Annotated in this window: 14 protein-coding genes, 1 other RNA gene and 1 other annotated feature; of the genes, 11 read left to right on the top strand and 4 right to left on the bottom strand. The window is 39.0% G+C overall.

Going from position 1 to position 18,148, the window contains the following annotated elements:
- The first annotated feature begins 260 nt into the window (after positions 1–260).
- From recJ to dtd, 4 genes are all read left to right on the top strand, one after another.
- A complete protein-coding gene (gene recJ / locus AC1VU3_RS09640) occupies positions 261–2,606 on the top strand; it encodes a single-stranded-DNA-specific exonuclease RecJ (protein WP_480387525.1) in 2,346 nt (781 codons plus the stop codon).
- On the top strand, positions 2,597–3,112 hold the full coding sequence (locus tag AC1VU3_RS09635; protein ID WP_480387526.1) for an adenine phosphoribosyltransferase: 516 nt from the start codon (positions 2,597–2,599) through the stop codon (positions 3,110–3,112). The genes recJ and AC1VU3_RS09635 overlap by 10 nt, the downstream gene beginning before the upstream one ends.
- A 148-nt stretch (positions 3,113–3,260) precedes the next feature.
- The gene (locus AC1VU3_RS09630) at positions 3,261–5,453 is read left to right on the top strand and encodes a RelA/SpoT family protein (RefSeq protein WP_482983362.1); all 2,193 of its coding nucleotides are present in this window, start codon (positions 3,261–3,263) and stop codon (positions 5,451–5,453) included.
- Between the two features lie 13 nt (positions 5,454–5,466).
- Entirely contained in the window at positions 5,467–5,904 is a 438-nt protein-coding gene (gene dtd, locus AC1VU3_RS09625) for a D-aminoacyl-tRNA deacylase (protein WP_480387528.1), read from the top strand.
- A 90-nt stretch (positions 5,905–5,994) separates the two neighbouring features.
- Here dtd and AC1VU3_RS09620 read toward each other — a convergent pair whose 3' ends face one another.
- A complete protein-coding gene (locus tag AC1VU3_RS09620) occupies positions 5,995–7,518 on the bottom strand; it encodes an N-acetylmuramoyl-L-alanine amidase family protein (protein WP_482983361.1) in 1,524 nt (507 codons plus the stop codon).
- A gap of 113 nt (positions 7,519–7,631) precedes the next feature.
- Positions 7,632–7,874, top strand: a binding site (T-box leader).
- Positions 7,875–7,944: 70 nt separating this feature from the next.
- Here AC1VU3_RS09620 and hisS point away from each other — a divergent pair.
- From hisS to AC1VU3_RS09605, 3 genes are all read left to right on the top strand, one after another.
- Complete coding sequence (hisS, locus tag AC1VU3_RS09615) at positions 7,945–9,219, top strand: histidine--tRNA ligase (protein WP_482983360.1); 1,275 nt, start codon at positions 7,945–7,947, stop codon at positions 9,217–9,219.
- Positions 9,220–9,223: 4 nt separating this feature from the next.
- Complete coding sequence (aspS, locus tag AC1VU3_RS09610) at positions 9,224–10,981, top strand: aspartate--tRNA ligase (protein WP_482983359.1); 1,758 nt, start codon at positions 9,224–9,226, stop codon at positions 10,979–10,981.
- 1,144 nt (positions 10,982–12,125) lie between these two features.
- Complete coding sequence (locus AC1VU3_RS09605) at positions 12,126–12,401, top strand: YqhV family protein (RefSeq protein WP_480387532.1); 276 nt, start codon at positions 12,126–12,128, stop codon at positions 12,399–12,401.
- A gap of 76 nt (positions 12,402–12,477) precedes the next feature.
- Here the strand turns inward: AC1VU3_RS09605 and AC1VU3_RS09600 are convergent, their stop codons facing one another.
- Entirely contained in the window at positions 12,478–13,752 is a 1,275-nt protein-coding gene (locus AC1VU3_RS09600) for an MFS transporter (protein ID WP_480387533.1), read from the bottom strand.
- 92 nt (positions 13,753–13,844) lie between these two features.
- Positions 13,845–14,471 carry a LysE family transporter gene (locus tag AC1VU3_RS09595; protein WP_480387534.1) on the bottom strand — a complete coding sequence of 209 codons (627 nt, stop codon included), beginning with the start codon at positions 14,469–14,471 and terminating at the stop codon, positions 13,845–13,847.
- A gap of 209 nt (positions 14,472–14,680) precedes the next feature.
- Here AC1VU3_RS09595 and ssrS point away from each other — a divergent pair.
- The 3 genes from ssrS to AC1VU3_RS09580 all read left to right on the top strand — a co-directional run bounded on the left by ssrS (position 14,681) and on the right by AC1VU3_RS09580 (position 15,975).
- A non-coding RNA gene (gene ssrS, locus AC1VU3_RS09590) (6S RNA) lies at positions 14,681–14,867 on the top strand.
- 91 nt (positions 14,868–14,958) lie between these two features.
- Positions 14,959–15,717 (top strand): tRNA threonylcarbamoyladenosine dehydratase, encoded by a 759-nt coding sequence (locus AC1VU3_RS09585; RefSeq protein WP_480387535.1) that lies wholly within the window; start codon positions 14,959–14,961, stop codon positions 15,715–15,717.
- 63 nt (positions 15,718–15,780) lie between these two features.
- Positions 15,781–15,975 (top strand): hypothetical protein, encoded by a 195-nt coding sequence (locus tag AC1VU3_RS09580; protein ID WP_480387536.1) that lies wholly within the window; start codon positions 15,781–15,783, stop codon positions 15,973–15,975.
- Between the two features lie 225 nt (positions 15,976–16,200).
- Here the strand turns inward: AC1VU3_RS09580 and AC1VU3_RS09575 are convergent, their stop codons facing one another.
- Positions 16,201–17,499 (bottom strand): replication-associated recombination protein A, encoded by a 1,299-nt coding sequence (locus tag AC1VU3_RS09575; RefSeq protein ID WP_480387721.1) that lies wholly within the window; start codon positions 17,497–17,499, stop codon positions 16,201–16,203.
- A 220-nt stretch (positions 17,500–17,719) separates the two neighbouring features.
- Between AC1VU3_RS09575 and cymR the strand changes: the two genes are divergently transcribed.
- Positions 17,720–18,142, top strand: coding sequence for a cysteine metabolism transcriptional regulator CymR (cymR, locus tag AC1VU3_RS09570; RefSeq protein WP_480387537.1), 423 nt, complete (start codon positions 17,720–17,722; stop codon positions 18,140–18,142).
- Positions 18,143–18,148 lie beyond the last annotated feature (6 nt).

Genomic DNA, 18,148 nt, shown 5'->3' with positions numbered 1-18,148 from the left:
CCGTGCGGGAAGGATCCAGACTAAGAGGAGTGAAGGTAAGGAAGGAAAACTAAGGTCGTCACATCTTGTGACAACGTTTTCCTGACCAACATCCTGTTGGCCTCCACGGAAAGCGTCCGGCAGCAATGGAGATCAAAGGAGTTTATTAAAAGCCATCAACATTTGACCTTAATCCATTAAACCTAGCAAATTAACTTACCAATCATAGGTGCTTTCGTTCTTGACGGGATAGGTTATAATAGATTGAAGGATGTGATAGCGTGATACAGTCTCAGAAAAGGTGGAGAATCTCTCGACCAGAGGAACAGCTTGTGAATGAATTAGAAAGCGCACTTTCTATTCCACGAGTGTGCGCAAAAGTACTCGTTTCAAGAGGTTTTCATCAAGTAGAAGATGCGAAACGATTTTTATTTATAAATGAAGAACATATACATAATCCTTTCCTACTAACAGGTATGGAGGATTTGGTGCAGAGAGTGAATGCTGCAATAGAACTTAATGAAAAAATATGTATCTATGGTGATTATGATGCAGATGGTATAACAAGCACCACGGTGATGATGAAGACACTTCAGTCTTTAGGGGCTGATGTAATATATAAAATTCCAAATCGTTTCATAGATGGATATGGACCTTGTGAAAGATTATTTCAAGAGGCATTTGATGAAGGAGTAAAACTAATCATTACTGTGGATAACGGAATTTCTGGACATCAGCCAATTGAATTCGCAAAGAGTCTTGGTATGGACGTCATCGTAACGGATCATCATGAGCCAGGGGAAGAACTACCAAAGGCTGATGTTATTATTCATCCAGCACTTAGCGATGAATATCCGTTCAAGCATTTAGCCGGAGTCGGAGTTGCCTTTAAGGTAGCACATGCCTTGCTTGGAGAGATGCCAAAAGAGTTATTCTATTTGGTTGCAATAGGTACAATTGCAGATTTAGTTTCACTTACAGAAGAAAATAGATATTTTGTTCAACAAGGTGTTAAACAAATGCGCCAAACTGATTCTATCGCAATAGAGGCCTTGGCAAATGTAAGTGGGGTGGAAGTATCCACCATTAATGAAGAAACAGTCGGGTTTATGTTTGGACCACGAATCAATGCAATTGGGAGACTAGGAGAGGCTGCACCGGGTGTACAGTTGTTTCTTTCTGAGGATCCACATGAGGCGTTGGCAATTGCTAGTTTACTCCAGGACAAAAATAAAGAAAGACAAGTAATTGTAAAGCAAATAACAGAGGAAGCAATGGAACTGATTGAGACCGAATATGATGTCAAGGGCCCTTGTGTAATAGTGGTAGGAAAAGAAGGCTGGAATCCTGGTGTGTTAGGAATTGTGGCATCCAAGCTAGTAGAAAAATATTATCGTCCTGCTATTGTCTTGGGCTACGATACAGAAAAACAAATTGCGAAGGGCTCCGCTCGTAGTATAGAGGGCTTCCATATGTACAAAGAGCTCGCGAAAAACAGCGATATCCTACCTCATTTTGGTGGTCACCCGATGGCAGCTGGGATGACCCTGCCGCTAGAAAATGTCGAGATTTTTAAAACTCGAATGAACAGACAAGCGATGGAATGTTTAGAGGAAGAGCACCTGATCCCGGTTATTACAATAGATGTTCCTGTAGAAATGCATGAAATTTCAACGGAATCTATTCAAGCTATTCAGCAGCTCGCTCCGTTTGGAATGGATTTTGCGAAGCCTGTGTATTGCATAGAGAATGTGGAGGTAGCCTCTGTTCGAAAAATCGGCTCTAACCAAGATCACTTGAAAATAGAGCTTTCACAGGATGCTGTATTGTTGGATGCAATAGGCTTTGGAAAAGGGAATCTTGCGGACGAAATCTCCCCATCTGCTAAGCTATCTTTTATTGGAGACTTGCAAATAAATGAATGGAACGGCCGAAAAAAACCACAGCTGATGATTCAAGATGCCAAAACAGACGATTGGCAGTTATTTGACGTGCGAGGTATTAAACAAATTAATCGCTGGTTGCCAAACATCCCAACAGAGGAAACTGTATTTGTATGCTTTCACAAGGAGATGATGGATTATTTCCAATCTGTTATTTCTGAACCAATTTGCATGTTTAATCAATTAAAAGTGTCGGAGCAACAATATATTTGTTTATTAGATATGCCAGCCTCGGAGGAAAACTTAACGGAGCTATTAAGAGCCTACCCTTGGAAGCGAATCTATGCTCATTTTTATGTTGATAGTTCTAGTTATTTTGAAGGAATCCCTACTAGAGAGCAATTTAAATGGTATTACTCTTTTCTAAAGAAAAGAGGAGTCTTTGATTTGAAAACACATGTTCATCAGCTGGCAAAACATACAGGCTGGAATCAGCAAACAATAAATTTCATGTCAAAGGTGTTTTTTGAGTTAAATTTTGTTAAAATAGAAAATGGAGTGTTGGCGGTCAATGAGAATGTCGAAAAGCAAGACTTATCAAAGGCACCGGCCTATCGCATGCGTGCAAAGCAGATTGACCTAGAGCAAAAGCTTTTGTACGCACCATACAAAGAGTTGAAACAATGGTTTGAAGAGCGTATAGCAGTGCAAACCGTTCCTGAGGAGGAGCAAACATGGATTTAAAGAAGTATGTAACAATTGTAGAGGATTGGCCAAAACCAGGCATTCGATTTAAAGATATCACCACTATTATGGATAATGGTGAAGCATATAAATATGCAACAGACCAAATAGTCGAATATGCAAAGGAAGTTAATGTAGATATTATTGTAGGGCCAGAAGCTCGCGGTTTTATCATTGGCTGTCCAGTGGCTTATGCACTAGGAATTGGCTTTGCCCCAGTTCGTAAAGAAGGAAAGCTTCCACGTGAAGTAATCCGTGCTGAATATGGTTTAGAATATGGAAAAGACACTTTAACGATGCATAAAGATGCAGTTAAGCCAGGTCAACGTGTGTTAATCGTGGACGACCTATTAGCTACTGGCGGAACGATTGAAGCAACGATCAAGCTTGTAGAAGAACTTGGTGGAGTTGTAGTAGGTTGCGCATTTCTTATCGAATTGACGTATCTAAATGGTAGAGAGAAATTAAAGAATTACAATATCCGTACATTAATGCAATACAGCTAATACTAGTTTGTTGTTTCCGTAAATTTACGAGACAAAGCTTTCGAGCTAGTAATACAATAGAAGGGTGGACTTTACAAGTCCCTCTTTTTTTTTATAAAATATAGCTTATATACTATTTTTGAAAAATAATGAAACAAGGTGAGTTGACATGGCAAAAGATCAGGTGAAAACAGCAGAAGATGTTTTTCATACGGTTTCCGGATATATGAACAAAGAGCATGTTGACTTTGTTAAAAAGGCCTATGAATTAGCAGAGCACGCCCATCGGGAGCAATTTCGTAATTCTGGAGAACCATATATTTTACATCCCATTCAAGTAGCCGGAATTCTTGCCGATCTTCAAATGGACCCTGAAACGGTTGCTGCTGGATTTTTACATGATGTAGTAGAAGACACAGAGTACACTAGAGAAGATATTGTAAGAGAGTTTAATGAGGAGGTTGCCTTACTTGTGGAGGGGGTAACCAAGCTAGGAAAAATTAAATATATGTCTAAGGAAGAGCAGCAAGCGGAAAATCATCGAAAAATGTTTATTGCTATGGCACAGGATATTCGCATTATCCTCATTAAACTTGCCGACCGTTTACACAATATGCGGACGCTTAAGCACCTTCCAGAAGAAAAACAACGTCGTATTTCGAATGAAACACTAGAAATTTTTGCTCCTCTGGCGCACCGCCTAGGAATTTCTGCTGTGAAATGGGAGCTTGAAGATACTGCTTTACGTTATTTAAATCCACAGCAATACTATCGTATTGTTAACTTTATGAAGAAAAAACGTACGGAGCGGGAGTCATACTTAAATGATGTGATGACCGATATTAAGAAGCAGCTGAATGAAATGGAAATAGATGCTGATATTTCTGGTCGACCAAAGCATATCTATAGCATCTACCGCAAAATGGCAGTACAAAATAAGCAATTCAATGAAATCTATGATTTACTTGCCATGAGAATTATCGTGAATAGTATTAAGGATTGCTATGCAGTACTAGGTGTCATTCATACCCTTTGGAAACCAATGCCAGGAAGATTTAAAGATTATATTGCAATGCCGAAACAGAATCTTTATCAATCTCTCCATACTACTGTGATAGGACCTAATGGTGAACCGCTAGAAGTCCAGATTCGTACAGAAGAAATGCATAATATTGCTGAATATGGGGTTGCTGCTCACTGGGCCTATAAGGAAGGGAAGAAGATTGACTCTGGCACTCAAACAGTGGATACAAGGCTATCCTGGTTTAGAGAAATTTTGGAGTTCCAGCAAGAGTCCTCTAATGCAGAGGAATTTATGGAATCATTAAAGTTTGATTTATTCTCTGATATGGTATATGTTTTCACACCAAAAGGAGACGTGATCGAGCTTCCTGCTAGTTCTGTACCGATTGACTTTGCATATCGAGTTCACTCAGAAGTCGGGAATAAGACGATTGGTGCCAAGGTTAACGGGAAGATGGTGCCACTAGATACAAAGCTAAAAACTGGTGATATTGTTGAAGTGCTAACCTCTAAGCAATCATTTGGTCCTAGCCGAGATTGGATTAACATTGCTCAGTCCTCTCAAGCAAAAAATAAAATCAAGCAGTTCTTCAAAAAACAGCTGAGAGATGAAAATATCCAAAAAGGAAAAGAGCAAGTTGAAAAGGAAATAAAGGCACAGGAATTTGATGTCAAAGAGGTACTAACCCCTGAAAACATTAAGCGTGTATGTGAAAAATATGCTTTTGCCGGTGAAGAGGATTTGTATGCTGCTGTCGGTTTTAATGGTATTACCGCACAGCAGGTAGTTAATCGTTTAGCTGAAAAGATGCGTAAAATTCGTGATCAAGAAGAGGCTTTAGAGAAAATTCATACAGAAATGAATTCTCCTTCTCCGAAGAAGGTCACTGAATCTGGGGTAATTGTTAAAGGTATTGATAATCTTCTTATTCGTCTTTCAAGATGCTGTAGTCCGGTACCAGGAGATGATATTGTTGGCTTCATCACGAAAGGGAGAGGGGTATCTGTTCACCGAGCAGATTGTCCGAACGTGCAAAACGAAGAGGCTCATACACGAATCATACAAGTGGAATGGGAGCATGCCGCTGCCGATGTGAAGAAGGATTATCAAGTAGATATAGAGATATTTGCTTTTGACCGGGCTGGCTTATTAAATGAGGTTTTACAGGTGGTTAATGAATCAAAAACGAATATAGTTGCTGTTAGTGGTAAGTCAGATAATGATATTGCAACTATCCATCTATCTATTCTAATCTCCAACATTGCTCATTTGAACAAAGTAGCGGATCGAATAAAACAGTTGCCTGATGTCTATTCAGTTCAACGTATCATTAATTAAAGGAGCGCCAGTTATGAAAGTTTTATTACAGCGCTGTAAGCATGCAAGTGTGACGGTGGACAACCATATAACAGGAAAGATTGATCATGGGTATTTACTGCTGGTAGGAATAACCAGTTCAGATACAGAGAAAGAGATTACTTATTTAGCTGATAAGGTTGCAGCCTTACGCCTCTTTGAAGATGACGATGGTAAAATGAACCTTTCGTTAGAGGAGGTAGGTGGTTCTATTCTGTCAGTTTCTCAATTTACCTTATACGCAGATACGAGAAGAGGAAGAAGACCTAGCTTCACAGAAGCTGCAAGACCAGAGCAAGCGAAGCCACTATGGGAGCTTTTTAATGAAAAGCTGAAAGCGAAGGGCTTTAAGGTGGAAACAGGAGTCTTTGGAGCAATGATGGACGTAACATTTACAAATGACGGCCCTGTCACAATCATGTTAGAGGCATAATACAGTATTTCCCGAAGCAAATAAAGAGCACTTATGATTCACTTTACTGAACAATTGAATCATAAGTGCTCTCTTTCTGTCTTGTGAGTGTTATTTAGCTAATAGACTATCAAAATAGTTGATAATCCCATTGTAAATTCCGTGGGTAGCTTGTTCACGAAATGCGTGTGTTGTTACATGCTGTTCCTCTGTAGGATTGCTGAGATATCCTAGCTCTATTAAAATAGCTCTTTGTTTATTTTCTCGTAGAACAAGATAGTTGCCTGGTTGAACACCGCGGTCCCTGAGGGAAATCATATTTCCTAAGCCGTCGTGTACATACTTCGCTAGCTCATTTTGATAGCCATGCATGTAATAGGTAGTGAAGCCTCGAACGGAGCTATTATTGATAGCATCATAGTGTAAGCTGATAAAGGCATCAGCACCAGCTTGGTGACCTATGGAAACTCGCTTACGTAAGTCCACATATACGTCAGATTCTCTTGTCATGATTACATTGGCTCCTGCTGCTTGAAGCTTGCTCGATAATAGTTCAGCAGTCTTCAATGTAATATCCTTTTCATCTGTCCCTAAGGCTCCAGTAGTTCCTCTATCATTCCCACCATGTCCTGCATCAATAACAATAGTTAATCCCTTTAATGTTCCTTTTTTCCGACTCTCTTTTTTCGTAGGTTCTTTCAGGGTTGTTGTCTCAGAAGAGGAACCGGAAGATACTACCCAGCTTGCCACATAGGCCGTACTCTTGTCTGGAAGTTCAATTTGATACCAATCGTTTGTCTTTTCTTTTATCGTAAAAATTTCTCCTGCTGATGCTCTATAAACTACTTCACTTGATGTTGAGCTATCAGACCGGATATTTGTTCCATTGTAAAGTATTGTTATATTCTCCTGCTTTTGCGAATTAGAAGGAGCTTTATTTGTTATTGTTCCATAAAAACTATATACCCAGCCTTTTTTTCCGGATACTTCGATTTGAACCCATTGGTGGTCAATTTGTAGAATTTCAAAAGAATCGCCCTTGTGGACTTGTCCAATTTTTTTAGAGGACAAATCGGGTTTCGTTCTTACATTCAGTGTATCCACTGAGATAGTAAATGTTTTAGCGGATGTATCGGCTGGTATTGTATCTTCTTCGGTAGTTTGGTCAATAATAGTGACATATGTATTGTTTACCCAGCCTGATTGACCTTGAAAGTCAATTTCAACCCATTCTCCTTCTGTTTTAGCAGCGGTGTATTGATCTCCCTCATTGAGTTGACCAATAACTGGAGCGGATGTGGAAGGTAGTGTTCGTACGTTTAGACGATTTACTTTCGAAACGATTTGTTTCTTGGAAAGCTCTTGAGCCTGTGCAGTTGTGTACCAGCTAGCAACCCAGCCTGTACCAGAGCCATACTCAATTTGTAGCCAGTCATTTTCTTTTCCAACAACCTTCAGTTTCTCATTTTTCACCACAGCCCCAATAGTACTATAGGTTAGTCCTGGACCTGATCGAACCTTTAGTGAGGCAACGTCTACTACATACTCTTGGTTGTTTGCCTGAACAATGGCAGGAAGAATAAGTAGAAAGGATAGAAAAAATATTGTCATTTTGTGGATGAATTTATCTTTCATTGAAACACCTCCTAAACCTATTTTAAATAGTTAGAAAAAAAATTACTACTCTTTATTTAAAAAGGTTGACTTATTTCTTCAACGTCATTATGATAAAGTATAATCAAAAACTAAGATAACCAATGACCGAAAAAGTAGCTTCTTTGCTTTGGATGGCAAGAGAGGGAAAGACGTGGCTGGAAGCTTTCCTACATCGCACAAAGGGTGAACAACATTCGCGAGGATTTTTGTCGAAAGAGATAATATCTTTATTAGGCAAAAACGGAGCTGGCCGTTATCCAGTAATGAGAGGGTCAAAACATTTTGGCCAACTAGGGTGGAACCGCGGAAGCTGACTATTAGCTCTCGTCCCTTGCAATATGCAAGGGGCGGGGGCTTTTTTATATTTTCCAGTTTACTGCCAAAATTGAGAGAGGAAGAAGAGAAATGGACATAAAATTACCTAGAGGAACCCAAGATACCCTTCCATCGGAAACGCCAAAATGGCAGATGGTAGAGGAGCTAATAAGAGAGCAATGCAAGGCTTTTCATTACAGTGAGCTACGCACTCCAATCTTTGAACATACAGAGTTATTCACAAGAGGGGTAGGAGATACAACGGATATTGTTCAAAAGGAAATGTATACATTTCAGGACAGAGGGAATCGTTCTCTTACGTTAAGACCAGAAGGAACTGCGTCAGTGGTACGTTCCTTTGTAGAGCACAAAATGTTTGGATATCCAGATCAACCAGTCAAGCTTTATTATATGGGACCAATGTTCCGATATGAAAGACAACAGGCAGGTAGATATCGTCAATTTGTACAGTTTGGGGTAGAAGCGATTGGCAGCATGGATCCAGCTATCGATGCAGAGGTTATCTCCCTTGCAATGTCTGTTTACCAAAAGGCAGGCTTAAAGAAATTAAAGCTAGTTATTAACTCCTTGGGAGATACAGAGAGCCGTATTGCGCACAGAGAGGCGTTAATCAATCACTTCGAGCCACATATTGAAGAGTTTTGCTCTGATTGTCAAAACAGGCTACAAAAAAATCCATTGAGAATCTTGGATTGTAAAGTAGATAGAAATCACTCATTAATGGTTGCAGCTCCTTCTTTAGCCGATTATTTAAACGAAGAATCGGCTAGCTATTTTGAAAAGGTAAAGGAATACTTAACTTTATTGAATATACCGTTTGAAGTAGACCCTAACTTAGTTAGAGGGTTAGATTACTATAATCACACTGCTTTTGAGATTATGAGTGCGGCAGAGGGCTTTGGAGCAATTACTACGTTAGCGGGTGGCGGAAGATATAATGGGCTGGTAGAACAGCTTGGTGGTCCTGATGCGCCTGGCATCGGTTTTGGAATGAGCATCGAACGTCTCTTGTTAGCGATGGAGGCAGAGGGCATATCATTTGACGATAAATCCTCTATTGATGTTTATGTAGCTTCTATGGGAGAAGCAGCAAAAAGCAAAGCTATATCAATTGCTTATGAGCTTAGACAAAATGGTATTTCTGTAGAAACCGATTATTTAAATCGTAAAATAAAAGCTCAATTTAAATCTGCTGATCGCTTGCATGCAAAAGCGGTGATCGTCATAGGAGACGAAGAGCTTGAAAAACAAAGCGCTATGTTAAAGGATTTAACAACAGGAAATCAGCAGCTAGTTCCATTTAGCTCTTTAGTAAGCGAAGTACAAAAGTTATCGGAGGAATAAGAATATGAGTAGAACACATACAAGTGGCGAATTAAATGAACAACATATTGGGCAATCGGTTGAGTTAATCGGCTGGGTTCAAAAAAGAAGAGACTTAGGCGGACTTATCTTCGTGGACCTTCGTGATCGCTCTGGTTTAGTCCAAGTGGTATTTAACCCAGAAATCTCCGAGGCAGCTATACAAATTGCAGAGAAGCTTCGCAACGAATATATCATTCAGGTAAAGGGACAGGTTGTAGCAAGAGCAGAGAACCAAGTAAATAAAAATATGCCATCTGGTGCAATTGAGGTATATGCATCAGAGGTAACAATTATCAATGAAGCGAAAAACCCACCTTTTGCTATTGAAAATCAAACAGATGCTGGGGAAGATATAAGATTAAAATATCGTTATCTAGATTTAAGAAGACCTGTAATGTACGACACGTTTAAAATGCGTTCAGATATAACAAAAACAGTTCGTCGCTTCTTAGATGACGAAGGGTTTATTGAGGTGGAGACACCAATCCTGACTAAGTCTACTCCAGAAGGTGCACGTGACTATCTTGTACCAAGTCGTGTGCATGATGGAGAGTTTTATGCGCTTCCACAGTCCCCACAGCTGTTTAAGCAATTATTAATGGTAGGCGGTTTTGAGAAATACTATCAAATAGCTCGTTGTTTCCGTGATGAAGATTTACGTGCTGACCGTCAGCCTGAGTTTACACAGATCGATATGGAAATGAGCTTCCTATCAATCGATGAAATCATGGAAATGAATGAGCGCATGATGCAAAAAATTATGAAGGATGTAAAAGGAATCGATGTTTCTATTCCTTTCGCTCGGATGGATTACGATGAAGCGATGGATCGCTTTGGTTCTGACAAACCGGATGTACGCTTCGGGTTAGAGCTACAGGACCTTTCAGAGCTAGTAAAGGACAGCTCCTTTAAGGTTTTTGCATCCGCAGTAGAAAATGGTGGACAGGTAAAAGCGATTAATGTAAAAGGAGCAACGGAAAAGTATTCTCGTAAGGATATTGATGCGCTTGGAGAGTATGCCGGTAGATACGGTGCAAAAGGTCTTGCGTGGCTGAAGGTGGATGAAGAAGGACTTAAAGGACCGATTGCTAAGTTCTTCGAAGGAGAGTCAGCAGTAGCCTTAATGAACAAGCTAGAAGGTGAATCTGGAGACTTATTGCTATTCGTAGCAGATAAAAAATCTGTTGTTGCTGACGCACTAGGTGCACTTCGTCTTAAATTGGCGAAAGATCTATCCTTGATTGATGAAAGTCGTTTTGAATTCCTATGGGTTGTCAACTGGCCATTATTTGAATATGACGAGAAAGAAGGCCGCTACTATGCAGCCCACCATCCATTTACACGACCAGCGGATGAGGACCTGCCATACCTAGAAACTGATCCAAGTAAGGTAAGAGCACAGGCATATGACCTTGTTTTAAACGGCTATGAGCTAGGCGGGGGATCACTACGAATTTATTCAACAGAGGTTCAAGAAAAAATGTTTAAGGTGCTAGGATTCTCAGAGGAAGAAGCAAAAGCTCAATTCGGGTTCCTATTAGAAGCATTTGAATATGGCACACCTCCACACGGTGGAGTTGCATTTGGACTTGACCGTCTTGTAATGCTATTATCCGGCAGAACAAATCTTCGTGATACAATTGCCTTCCCTAAAACTGCTAGTGCAAGCTGTTTACTAACACAAGCTCCTAGCCCAGTAGCGGAGGCTCAACTAGAGGAATTAAATTTAAAGCTAAAATAAGAATGCTTTAAAAATCAGGTTGAAAAGAATCAAAAATAAGAAGTACTTATGTTCTTAGCATCTTATAGAACCATAAGTGCTTCTTATTTATTTTATTTTGTTCCTTACCCTTAAACAGAACGGTGTTGGCATTAAGCTAATCCTCGCTAAATTTGGTTATGTATAGTAATTATTGTTAGTAGGAAATTCTATTTGTTTGGAGTATCCTCGTTGACTCCTACAGAAGTAGAATGAGAATCGAGACAATATTGCCTCATGCGTAAGTGTGGAGTTGTGGCTTATTTGTAAGAAACACTAAAAACAAAAATGGTGTTGATTTCCGTTCTGGCTGGACGCTTTCCTGGGGGCGCGGCTTCGGGACAACAGGATGTTGTTCAGGAAAACGTTGGCACACGATGTGCCGTTCTTAGTTTTCCATCTTGTTTCGGATGCTTCCGAAACAATTGGATTTTCCGCACGCGCTTATCCCCTAGGAGTCGCCAGCCGACACTTCAATCAACTTTTTCTAATACGTCATCCTTGGCTTTTGGTAATGAACCTAAAGTTACAATATCGAGTGACAACGTTTTCCTGACCAACATCGTGTAGGCTTCCTGTGAAAAGCATGCCCTGAGGGTAGCAAAAACAATTGGTTATTTTATAATAAGGTGAAGTGATATTACAGAAATACTATCTTTCTCCACTTCCAAACAAAATTTATTTATAAGAATCCTACACTAATGGCAGCGTCAGTTCCGATCAAAGAGCACTAATGCTAACTACCTTATAGAACCATAAGTAGTGTTTCTTATTTTAGTAAATCCTCTAATAGCAACATGTTCTATTTTATTTAAGACATAATTTATTAAATTTGCTTTTAGTAGCAAACCTACTGGTTCGGAGCAGCGTCGGCGACTCCAGTGGGAGCAAGGTGGTAGGAAAGACAGCACAACCACGCGCGTAAGCGATGGGTGCTGGCTTACCACGCCCCCACGGAAAGCGTCCGACGCAGCGGAGAACCGTGAGGTCTGATTAAAGTTTAGAACACTTACAAATATTTCTTTTGGAGTTACTAACCAATGCACTGTTTATTTTTGTAAGCTTTCTTTAAACATATATAAGACATGCTTTCACATATGATAGTTTATCTATTGTATTTGGGAGGATGATTGTAGTTATTGAAAAAGCACTATTGTTTATCATTGCATTACGAATGATATCAGGGAGCATAGAGATAACCGCTGCAATGTTCATGTTAAAATTCAATGACTTAGAAAAGGCTCTTTATATTAATTCCCTTCTTGCTCTAGTTGGACCTACTATCTTAATTGTTACGACAGGAATCGGGTTAGTAGGCTTAGCAGATAAGGTTTCAATGACAAAGATTGTATGCTTATTTGCTGGCATATTGTTGATACTCTATAGCTTAAATTCCAAATAAAGGAGAAGAAAGAGGTATCCCATAAGACTTTAGCTTATGGGATACCTCTTTTTAGATTATTACAATTAGTTTTTAACTATAAAGCCTTTTTCCTTTTTTCTAATTCTTCTACGTTAATAAATTTTATCACCATAAACAGGAGAATAAGACCAGCTACGCTAAAAGTGATGTATAGTCCATTTAAGAAATTATCTAAGACCAGAGAAACTACTGGCGGGCCAGCTGCTACTCCTATAAAGCGTGCAGAGCTATAAAAGGAAGAAATCGTTCCTCGTTGCTGTTTTTTAATATTTTCAGTAATAAGTGCATCTAATACGGGAAGCAGTACCCCAATCGCCACTCCTAAAATACTGGTAACAATGAGCAGGAGGATCAGTTTATCTTTCACAAATCCAACAAAAATGACACTTATTGAGGTTAAAGCTAGTGAAACTACCATAATTTTCTTCATCGAGCTTAGCTTGCCTTGAATCTTTCTTCCTGTCAAAAAGGAAGCAATACAAAGGAAAAGCAACGGAATTGCAAGGACAAACCCTTTTTTTATTCCTTTTATATGATGAATTCTCTCTAATTCCTCGGATAAGAAAAAAAGTACTCCAAATAAAACAAACATGACAAAAATTCCATTTAAAAAAATGGAGAGTAGCCACTTGCCTTCCTTCTTGAAAGTATGCTTCACCTTACTAAGGAAAACCTTTAGCTTATCGGGTTTTCTTTTTTCCTTGGGAGGTTTTACAAAAAACATAATTAGAAGTATGGATATTAAGCTGAAGAAGGAAATTGAAAAAAATGGCAGGAACCATAAGAGAGCAGCAAATGCAGAACCTAATATAGGGCTTAAAACTTTTCCAAAAGTATTGGATGTTTCAATAATTCCTAATGTCGCACTAGTTTTTTCATCATCATCTTTGTATATATCACCAACTAATGGTAAGACAATAGGCATCGCTCCAGATGCTCCTATCCCTTGTAAGATTCTACCGATAATAATCCAAGTGAATGGATCATCTAGCTTCCAAGAAGCGAAGCCGGCAATCAATCCACCTATTAAGGCTAACAGTAAACTAGGGAGGATGACTGCTTTTCTTCCAATTCGATCAGATAAATACCCGGCAACAGGAATAAGAATGATTGCTGCGATGGAGTAGCTAGTAATAATCATACTTGATTGAAACGAGCTAATATCCACTTTTTTTTCTAAAATAGGTAGTACAGGTATTAACATGGAGTTCCCGAGCGTCATGACCAATGGAATCGAAGCGAGACTTAAAATACACATTTTCGTAACGGTGAAGTGGTTGCTCTTTTTAGTGGAGGCTTTCTTTCCGTTATGACGATGTTTCTTGCTCATAAACACACCTCATTATTATTTTCAATAAGGGTATGTTCTCCTTTCAGAAGCGAAATTATGCAATAGTTAATATGGATGAAGAATAGGTTGAATTAAAATAAGGAATGATAAGCTTGTATGCCGAAATAGATCCCAAAACCGATCATAGACAGAGAAGAAATAATGGAGATTGTTTTAAGTAAAGATGTCGATAAAAATCTTCTAGAGCCGCTAGAAATAGAGGCCATAAATAGGTCAACTGCTGTTATGCCTAAAAGAATCGTAACACTTAATAATATTACCTCAAGACCAGACATAGTACTTGAACCACCTACTAAGACAGAGCCGTATATCCCTAACCAAAATAATATGGTTAAAGGATTAAGCATAGCCATTAGAAGGCCAGCCAGGAAGGAATGGCGTAGTCTTACTACCTTCCGATATTTTGAATCCATTGATATATTATTTACTGTTAAAAGGTTTTCAATACCAGTATACATAAGCACAAAAAATCCAAAAGCCCATAGGAATGTTTGTACCCCAGGATTGTCAATGAAATGACCTACGCCAAAATAAACCATCAACATGTAGAGGATATCTGTTGCAATAGCACCTAAACCAAAAAACCATGCATGAAAGAACCCATTTTTAATTCCTGTGTTGATTAATGTTGCTTTGACTGGGCCAATTGGTGCAGCCAATGATACACCCAATATAAAATAAGTAAATAAAGAATTCACAGATAGCCCTCCGTTATTTGTCGTATCAATGAATGATATTCAAAAGTAGGACAAAGTAGGACTAGTTGTTTTAGATTTTTTCTTTTTACATTTTTTGCCATGTGGGATATTTACGAAAATATGACTATCTTCTATAAACAGAATAGTTAAATAATAGCATGGTGAAACAATTGCTGTTCTTTAAAAGATGTGGTAACATACAAGTAATACGAATCCTGATGTGTTCGCTATATGCCAATCAGTTTTGACCGAACACTTTTATCGTCGGGAGCTTTACTTTTATTATTAATGAAATGCCCTTTCAGAGGGACTTCAAAAATAATAAAGAGGGCACCCACCTGCTATGTGCGGGTTCAAAACGATATGCTTTGATTAGTCGGCACGATTGGGATTCGTCAAACTTTTATTATAATCCTCTGGCAACTGTTGCTAGAGGTTTTTTAATGAGTTAATTCCCACTAAACTGATATAAATGGAGTGTTATCATATGTTGCATCAATTTTCTAGAAATGAACTTGCAGTTGGCAAGGAAGGTATCGAATTATTAAAAAATAAGACAGTAGCCATTCTCGGTATTGGTGGTGTTGGCTCATTTGCTGCGGAGGCATGTGCTCGAAGTGGAGTTGGAAGAATACTATTAGTAGATAAGGATAACGTGGATATCACGAATATTAATAGACAACTAGTAGCATATATTTCAACGATTGGACGATCGAAATCAGAGGTAATGAAGGAAAGGATCGCCGATATTAATCCAGCTTGTGAGGTAATCGATATGCATATGTTTTATACCGAAGAAACCTATGAAAAATTCTTCGAAATGAACATTGACTATGTAATTGATGCATCTGACACAATTATTTATAAAATACATTTGATGAAGGAATGCCTGAAACGAGGGATTAAGATCATATCTAGTATGGGAGCGGCTAACAAAATGGACCCTACTAGATTTAAAATTGCAGACATTTCTAAGACGCATACTGATCCTCTAGCGAAAGTAATTCGAACAAAGCTAAGAAAGGACGGCATCCGAAAAGGGATTCCAGTAGTATTCTCGGATGAGAGTCCGATTATAGTACGGGAGGATGTTGTAGGAACAGTAGGGAAGCCGGATGCAACAATCCGTAAAGCCCAAATGCCACCATCCTCTAACGCTTTTGTACCTTCTGTTGCAGGATTAATCTGTGCAAGCTGGGTAATTAATGATATTTTAAAAGATATTCAGATAAATCGTGTTCAGTAATAGTTGCAGTTTTTACCACATCACTTATACTTAAGTAAAGACAAGTATGTGAGGTGGAAAAGGATGACAGAAACATCAAACCAACAAGAGCCCAAAAAGAAAATGTCTCTTCAAGAAGCAGTGAAGCTTCGACTAGAAGAAAAGAAAAACCAGGCAACAGGTAATAATGCAAAAGGGAATATGCAAGCAACAAACCAAAAGGCAAAAAGTCAGCAAACGAAGAAGGTTAGTAATACACGTAGAAAAATGGGCGTGTAAGATAATTCAAATCCAAACACAACAAACAGGTAACGAGAAATGCTTCCGTTACCTGTTTGTTGTGTTTTTTTATGCTTCTTGACCAAAAGGAATGAAGGGCAATTCCTTATTTTAGAATAATATTTACATTTCCTGGGAAATTATATTCAAAAAAGATATATCTTTTTTGAATATAAATCTTTTTACGAGTAAGCAAATGCCAGTCTTATACTTACTCGTTATCTTTTATTTTCTTTCATTATCTTTCTTTTTAAATTCCTCTAATCGATTATAAATGCCAGCCAAACGCTTTTCTTCTCCCGCCTCAATAGGAGTATAGAATTTTGTGCCGACTAAGTTATCTGGTAAATAGCTTTGGTTGACCCACCCTCCAAAGGTACCTATTTTATGGTCATGTGGATAAACATAACCACCATGTCCAAGCTCTTTTGCTCCTGCATAATGTGTATCCTTGAGATGGCTTGGTATTTCACCTGTTACTCCCTCATGAATGCTATTGATGGCTGCGTCTAATGCTAGATAGGCAGAATTTGATTTCTCTGATAAGCACATCAACACTACTGCATTGGCGAGAGGGATTCGTGCTTCAGGTAATCCAAGCCTTTCTGCTGCTTGAACAGCGGCTAATACTTGAGGACCAACGGAAGGATTAGCTAGACCGATGTCCTCATAACTCATGACTAGCAGTCTACGAGATACAGCAACCAGATCTCCATTTTCTAATAAGTGCGCTAAATAATATAAGGCCGCATCTGTGTCGCTGCCTCGGACAGATTTCTGTAAGGCAGAGAGTAGATTATAGTAATGGGAACCCTTTTTATCTCCAAAGACTCCTACTCTATCTATTAAGCTGTTAAGAATAGAGTCGCTGACTACGGTTACACCGTCCTCTTCAAAGCTTGCAAAAACGGTGGATTCTAACAGGGTAAGTGCCTTTCTTGCATCTCCATTTGTTGCCTCGGCAATACGTATTCGTTGCTCTTCACTAATTTGGATTGGTATCTTTCCTAAGCCTTTTTCTTTGTCTTTAAGTGCTCGTTGAAGGAGGATGTAAATATCTTCTGTAGTAAGCCGTTTTAATTGTTTAATTTCCCCACAGCGTGACCTTATCGCTGGATTTACGTCATGAAATGGATTTTCGGTTGTAGCACCAATTAATATTATCGATCCATTTTCCACATGAGGTAAAAGGGTGTCCTGTTGAAGCTTATTAAAGCGATGAATTTCATCTAAAAATAAGATAACCTTTCCACTAATTCTCGCCTCTCCGACTACTTCTTCCACATCCTTTTTACCAGAGGTGGTGGCGTTCAAAGCGATGAACGGGAGTTTTGTTGTACCAGCTATCGCAAAAGCTAGCGATGTTTTCCCTATTCCAGGGTCACCGTATAGCAGCATGGAGGGAACATGTCCATTCGTGATCATTTTATATAAGGCGGTTTGTGGGCCAATAATATGCTGTTGCCCTACCACTTCATCAAGATTTTGAGGTCGCATGCGATATGCGAGTGGTTCGTTCTGCAAGATAATCTCTCCTTCATGAGAAGCTGATAAGTAGTAAACGTACATTTGTTCTTTTATTATATAGAAGATGACTAAAAAAGTCATTTCCAAGTCATCCTTAAGCCTAATTATGCTATACTAGGAACAGAATTTTTTCCTTTCTAATAGGAGAAGTATAGATCCTCTGAAGGGGTAAGGAAATAAACATTTTGGAATGTTAACTGTTAATGAGGTGTAAAAGGTGAAGTTTTCAACAAAGGGCCGATATGGCTTAACAATAATGGTAGCATTAGGGAAGAAATTTGGAGAGGGACCGCTTGCACTACGTCAAATTGCAGCAGATTATAGCTTATCAGAAGCCTATCTGGAGCAAATCATTTCTCCACTGAGAAATGCAGGCTTGGTTCGCAGTGTTCGAGGGGCATATGGTGGATATATGCTCTCTAAGGATCCGAGCGAAATAACAGCAGGGGACGTCATTCGAGTTCTGGAAGGACCAATCCAAATAATAGAAGGAATAGAGGCAGAGGCTGCTCCACAAAAAGAGCTATGGCTTCGTATACGAGATGCTGTAAAAAATGTCTTGGACACTACTACTATTGAGGATTTGGCTAAGCACCAGCAAGATGCAAGTGAAAATGACGGCTATATGTTTTATATATAAGGGAGT

It is taken from the genome of Psychrobacillus sp. Z16_25 (assembly GCF_056856695.1).
This window is presented reverse-complemented; position numbering and strand designations above follow the sequence as displayed.

Coding starts and splice junctions, on each gene's coding strand:
- aspS (WP_482983359.1), top strand. CDS start 9,224: ATGAGTAGAACACATACAAGTGGCGAATTAAATGAACAACATATTGGG.
- AC1VU3_RS09620 (WP_482983361.1), bottom strand. CDS start 7,518: ATGAAAGATAAATTCATCCACAAAATGACAATATTTTTTCTATCCTTT.
- AC1VU3_RS09600 (WP_480387533.1), bottom strand. CDS start 13,752: ATGAGCAAGAAACATCGTCATAACGGAAAGAAAGCCTCCACTAAAAAG.
- AC1VU3_RS09635 (WP_480387526.1), top strand. CDS start 2,597: ATGGATTTAAAGAAGTATGTAACAATTGTAGAGGATTGGCCAAAACCA.
- AC1VU3_RS09605 (WP_480387532.1), top strand. CDS start 12,126: ATGATTGTAGTTATTGAAAAAGCACTATTGTTTATCATTGCATTACGA.
- hisS (WP_482983360.1), top strand. CDS start 7,945: ATGGACATAAAATTACCTAGAGGAACCCAAGATACCCTTCCATCGGAA.
- AC1VU3_RS09630 (WP_482983362.1), top strand. CDS start 3,261: ATGGCAAAAGATCAGGTGAAAACAGCAGAAGATGTTTTTCATACGGTT.
- dtd (WP_480387528.1), top strand. CDS start 5,467: ATGAAAGTTTTATTACAGCGCTGTAAGCATGCAAGTGTGACGGTGGAC.
- AC1VU3_RS09580 (WP_480387536.1), top strand. CDS start 15,781: ATGACAGAAACATCAAACCAACAAGAGCCCAAAAAGAAAATGTCTCTT.
- AC1VU3_RS09585 (WP_480387535.1), top strand. CDS start 14,959: ATGTTGCATCAATTTTCTAGAAATGAACTTGCAGTTGGCAAGGAAGGT.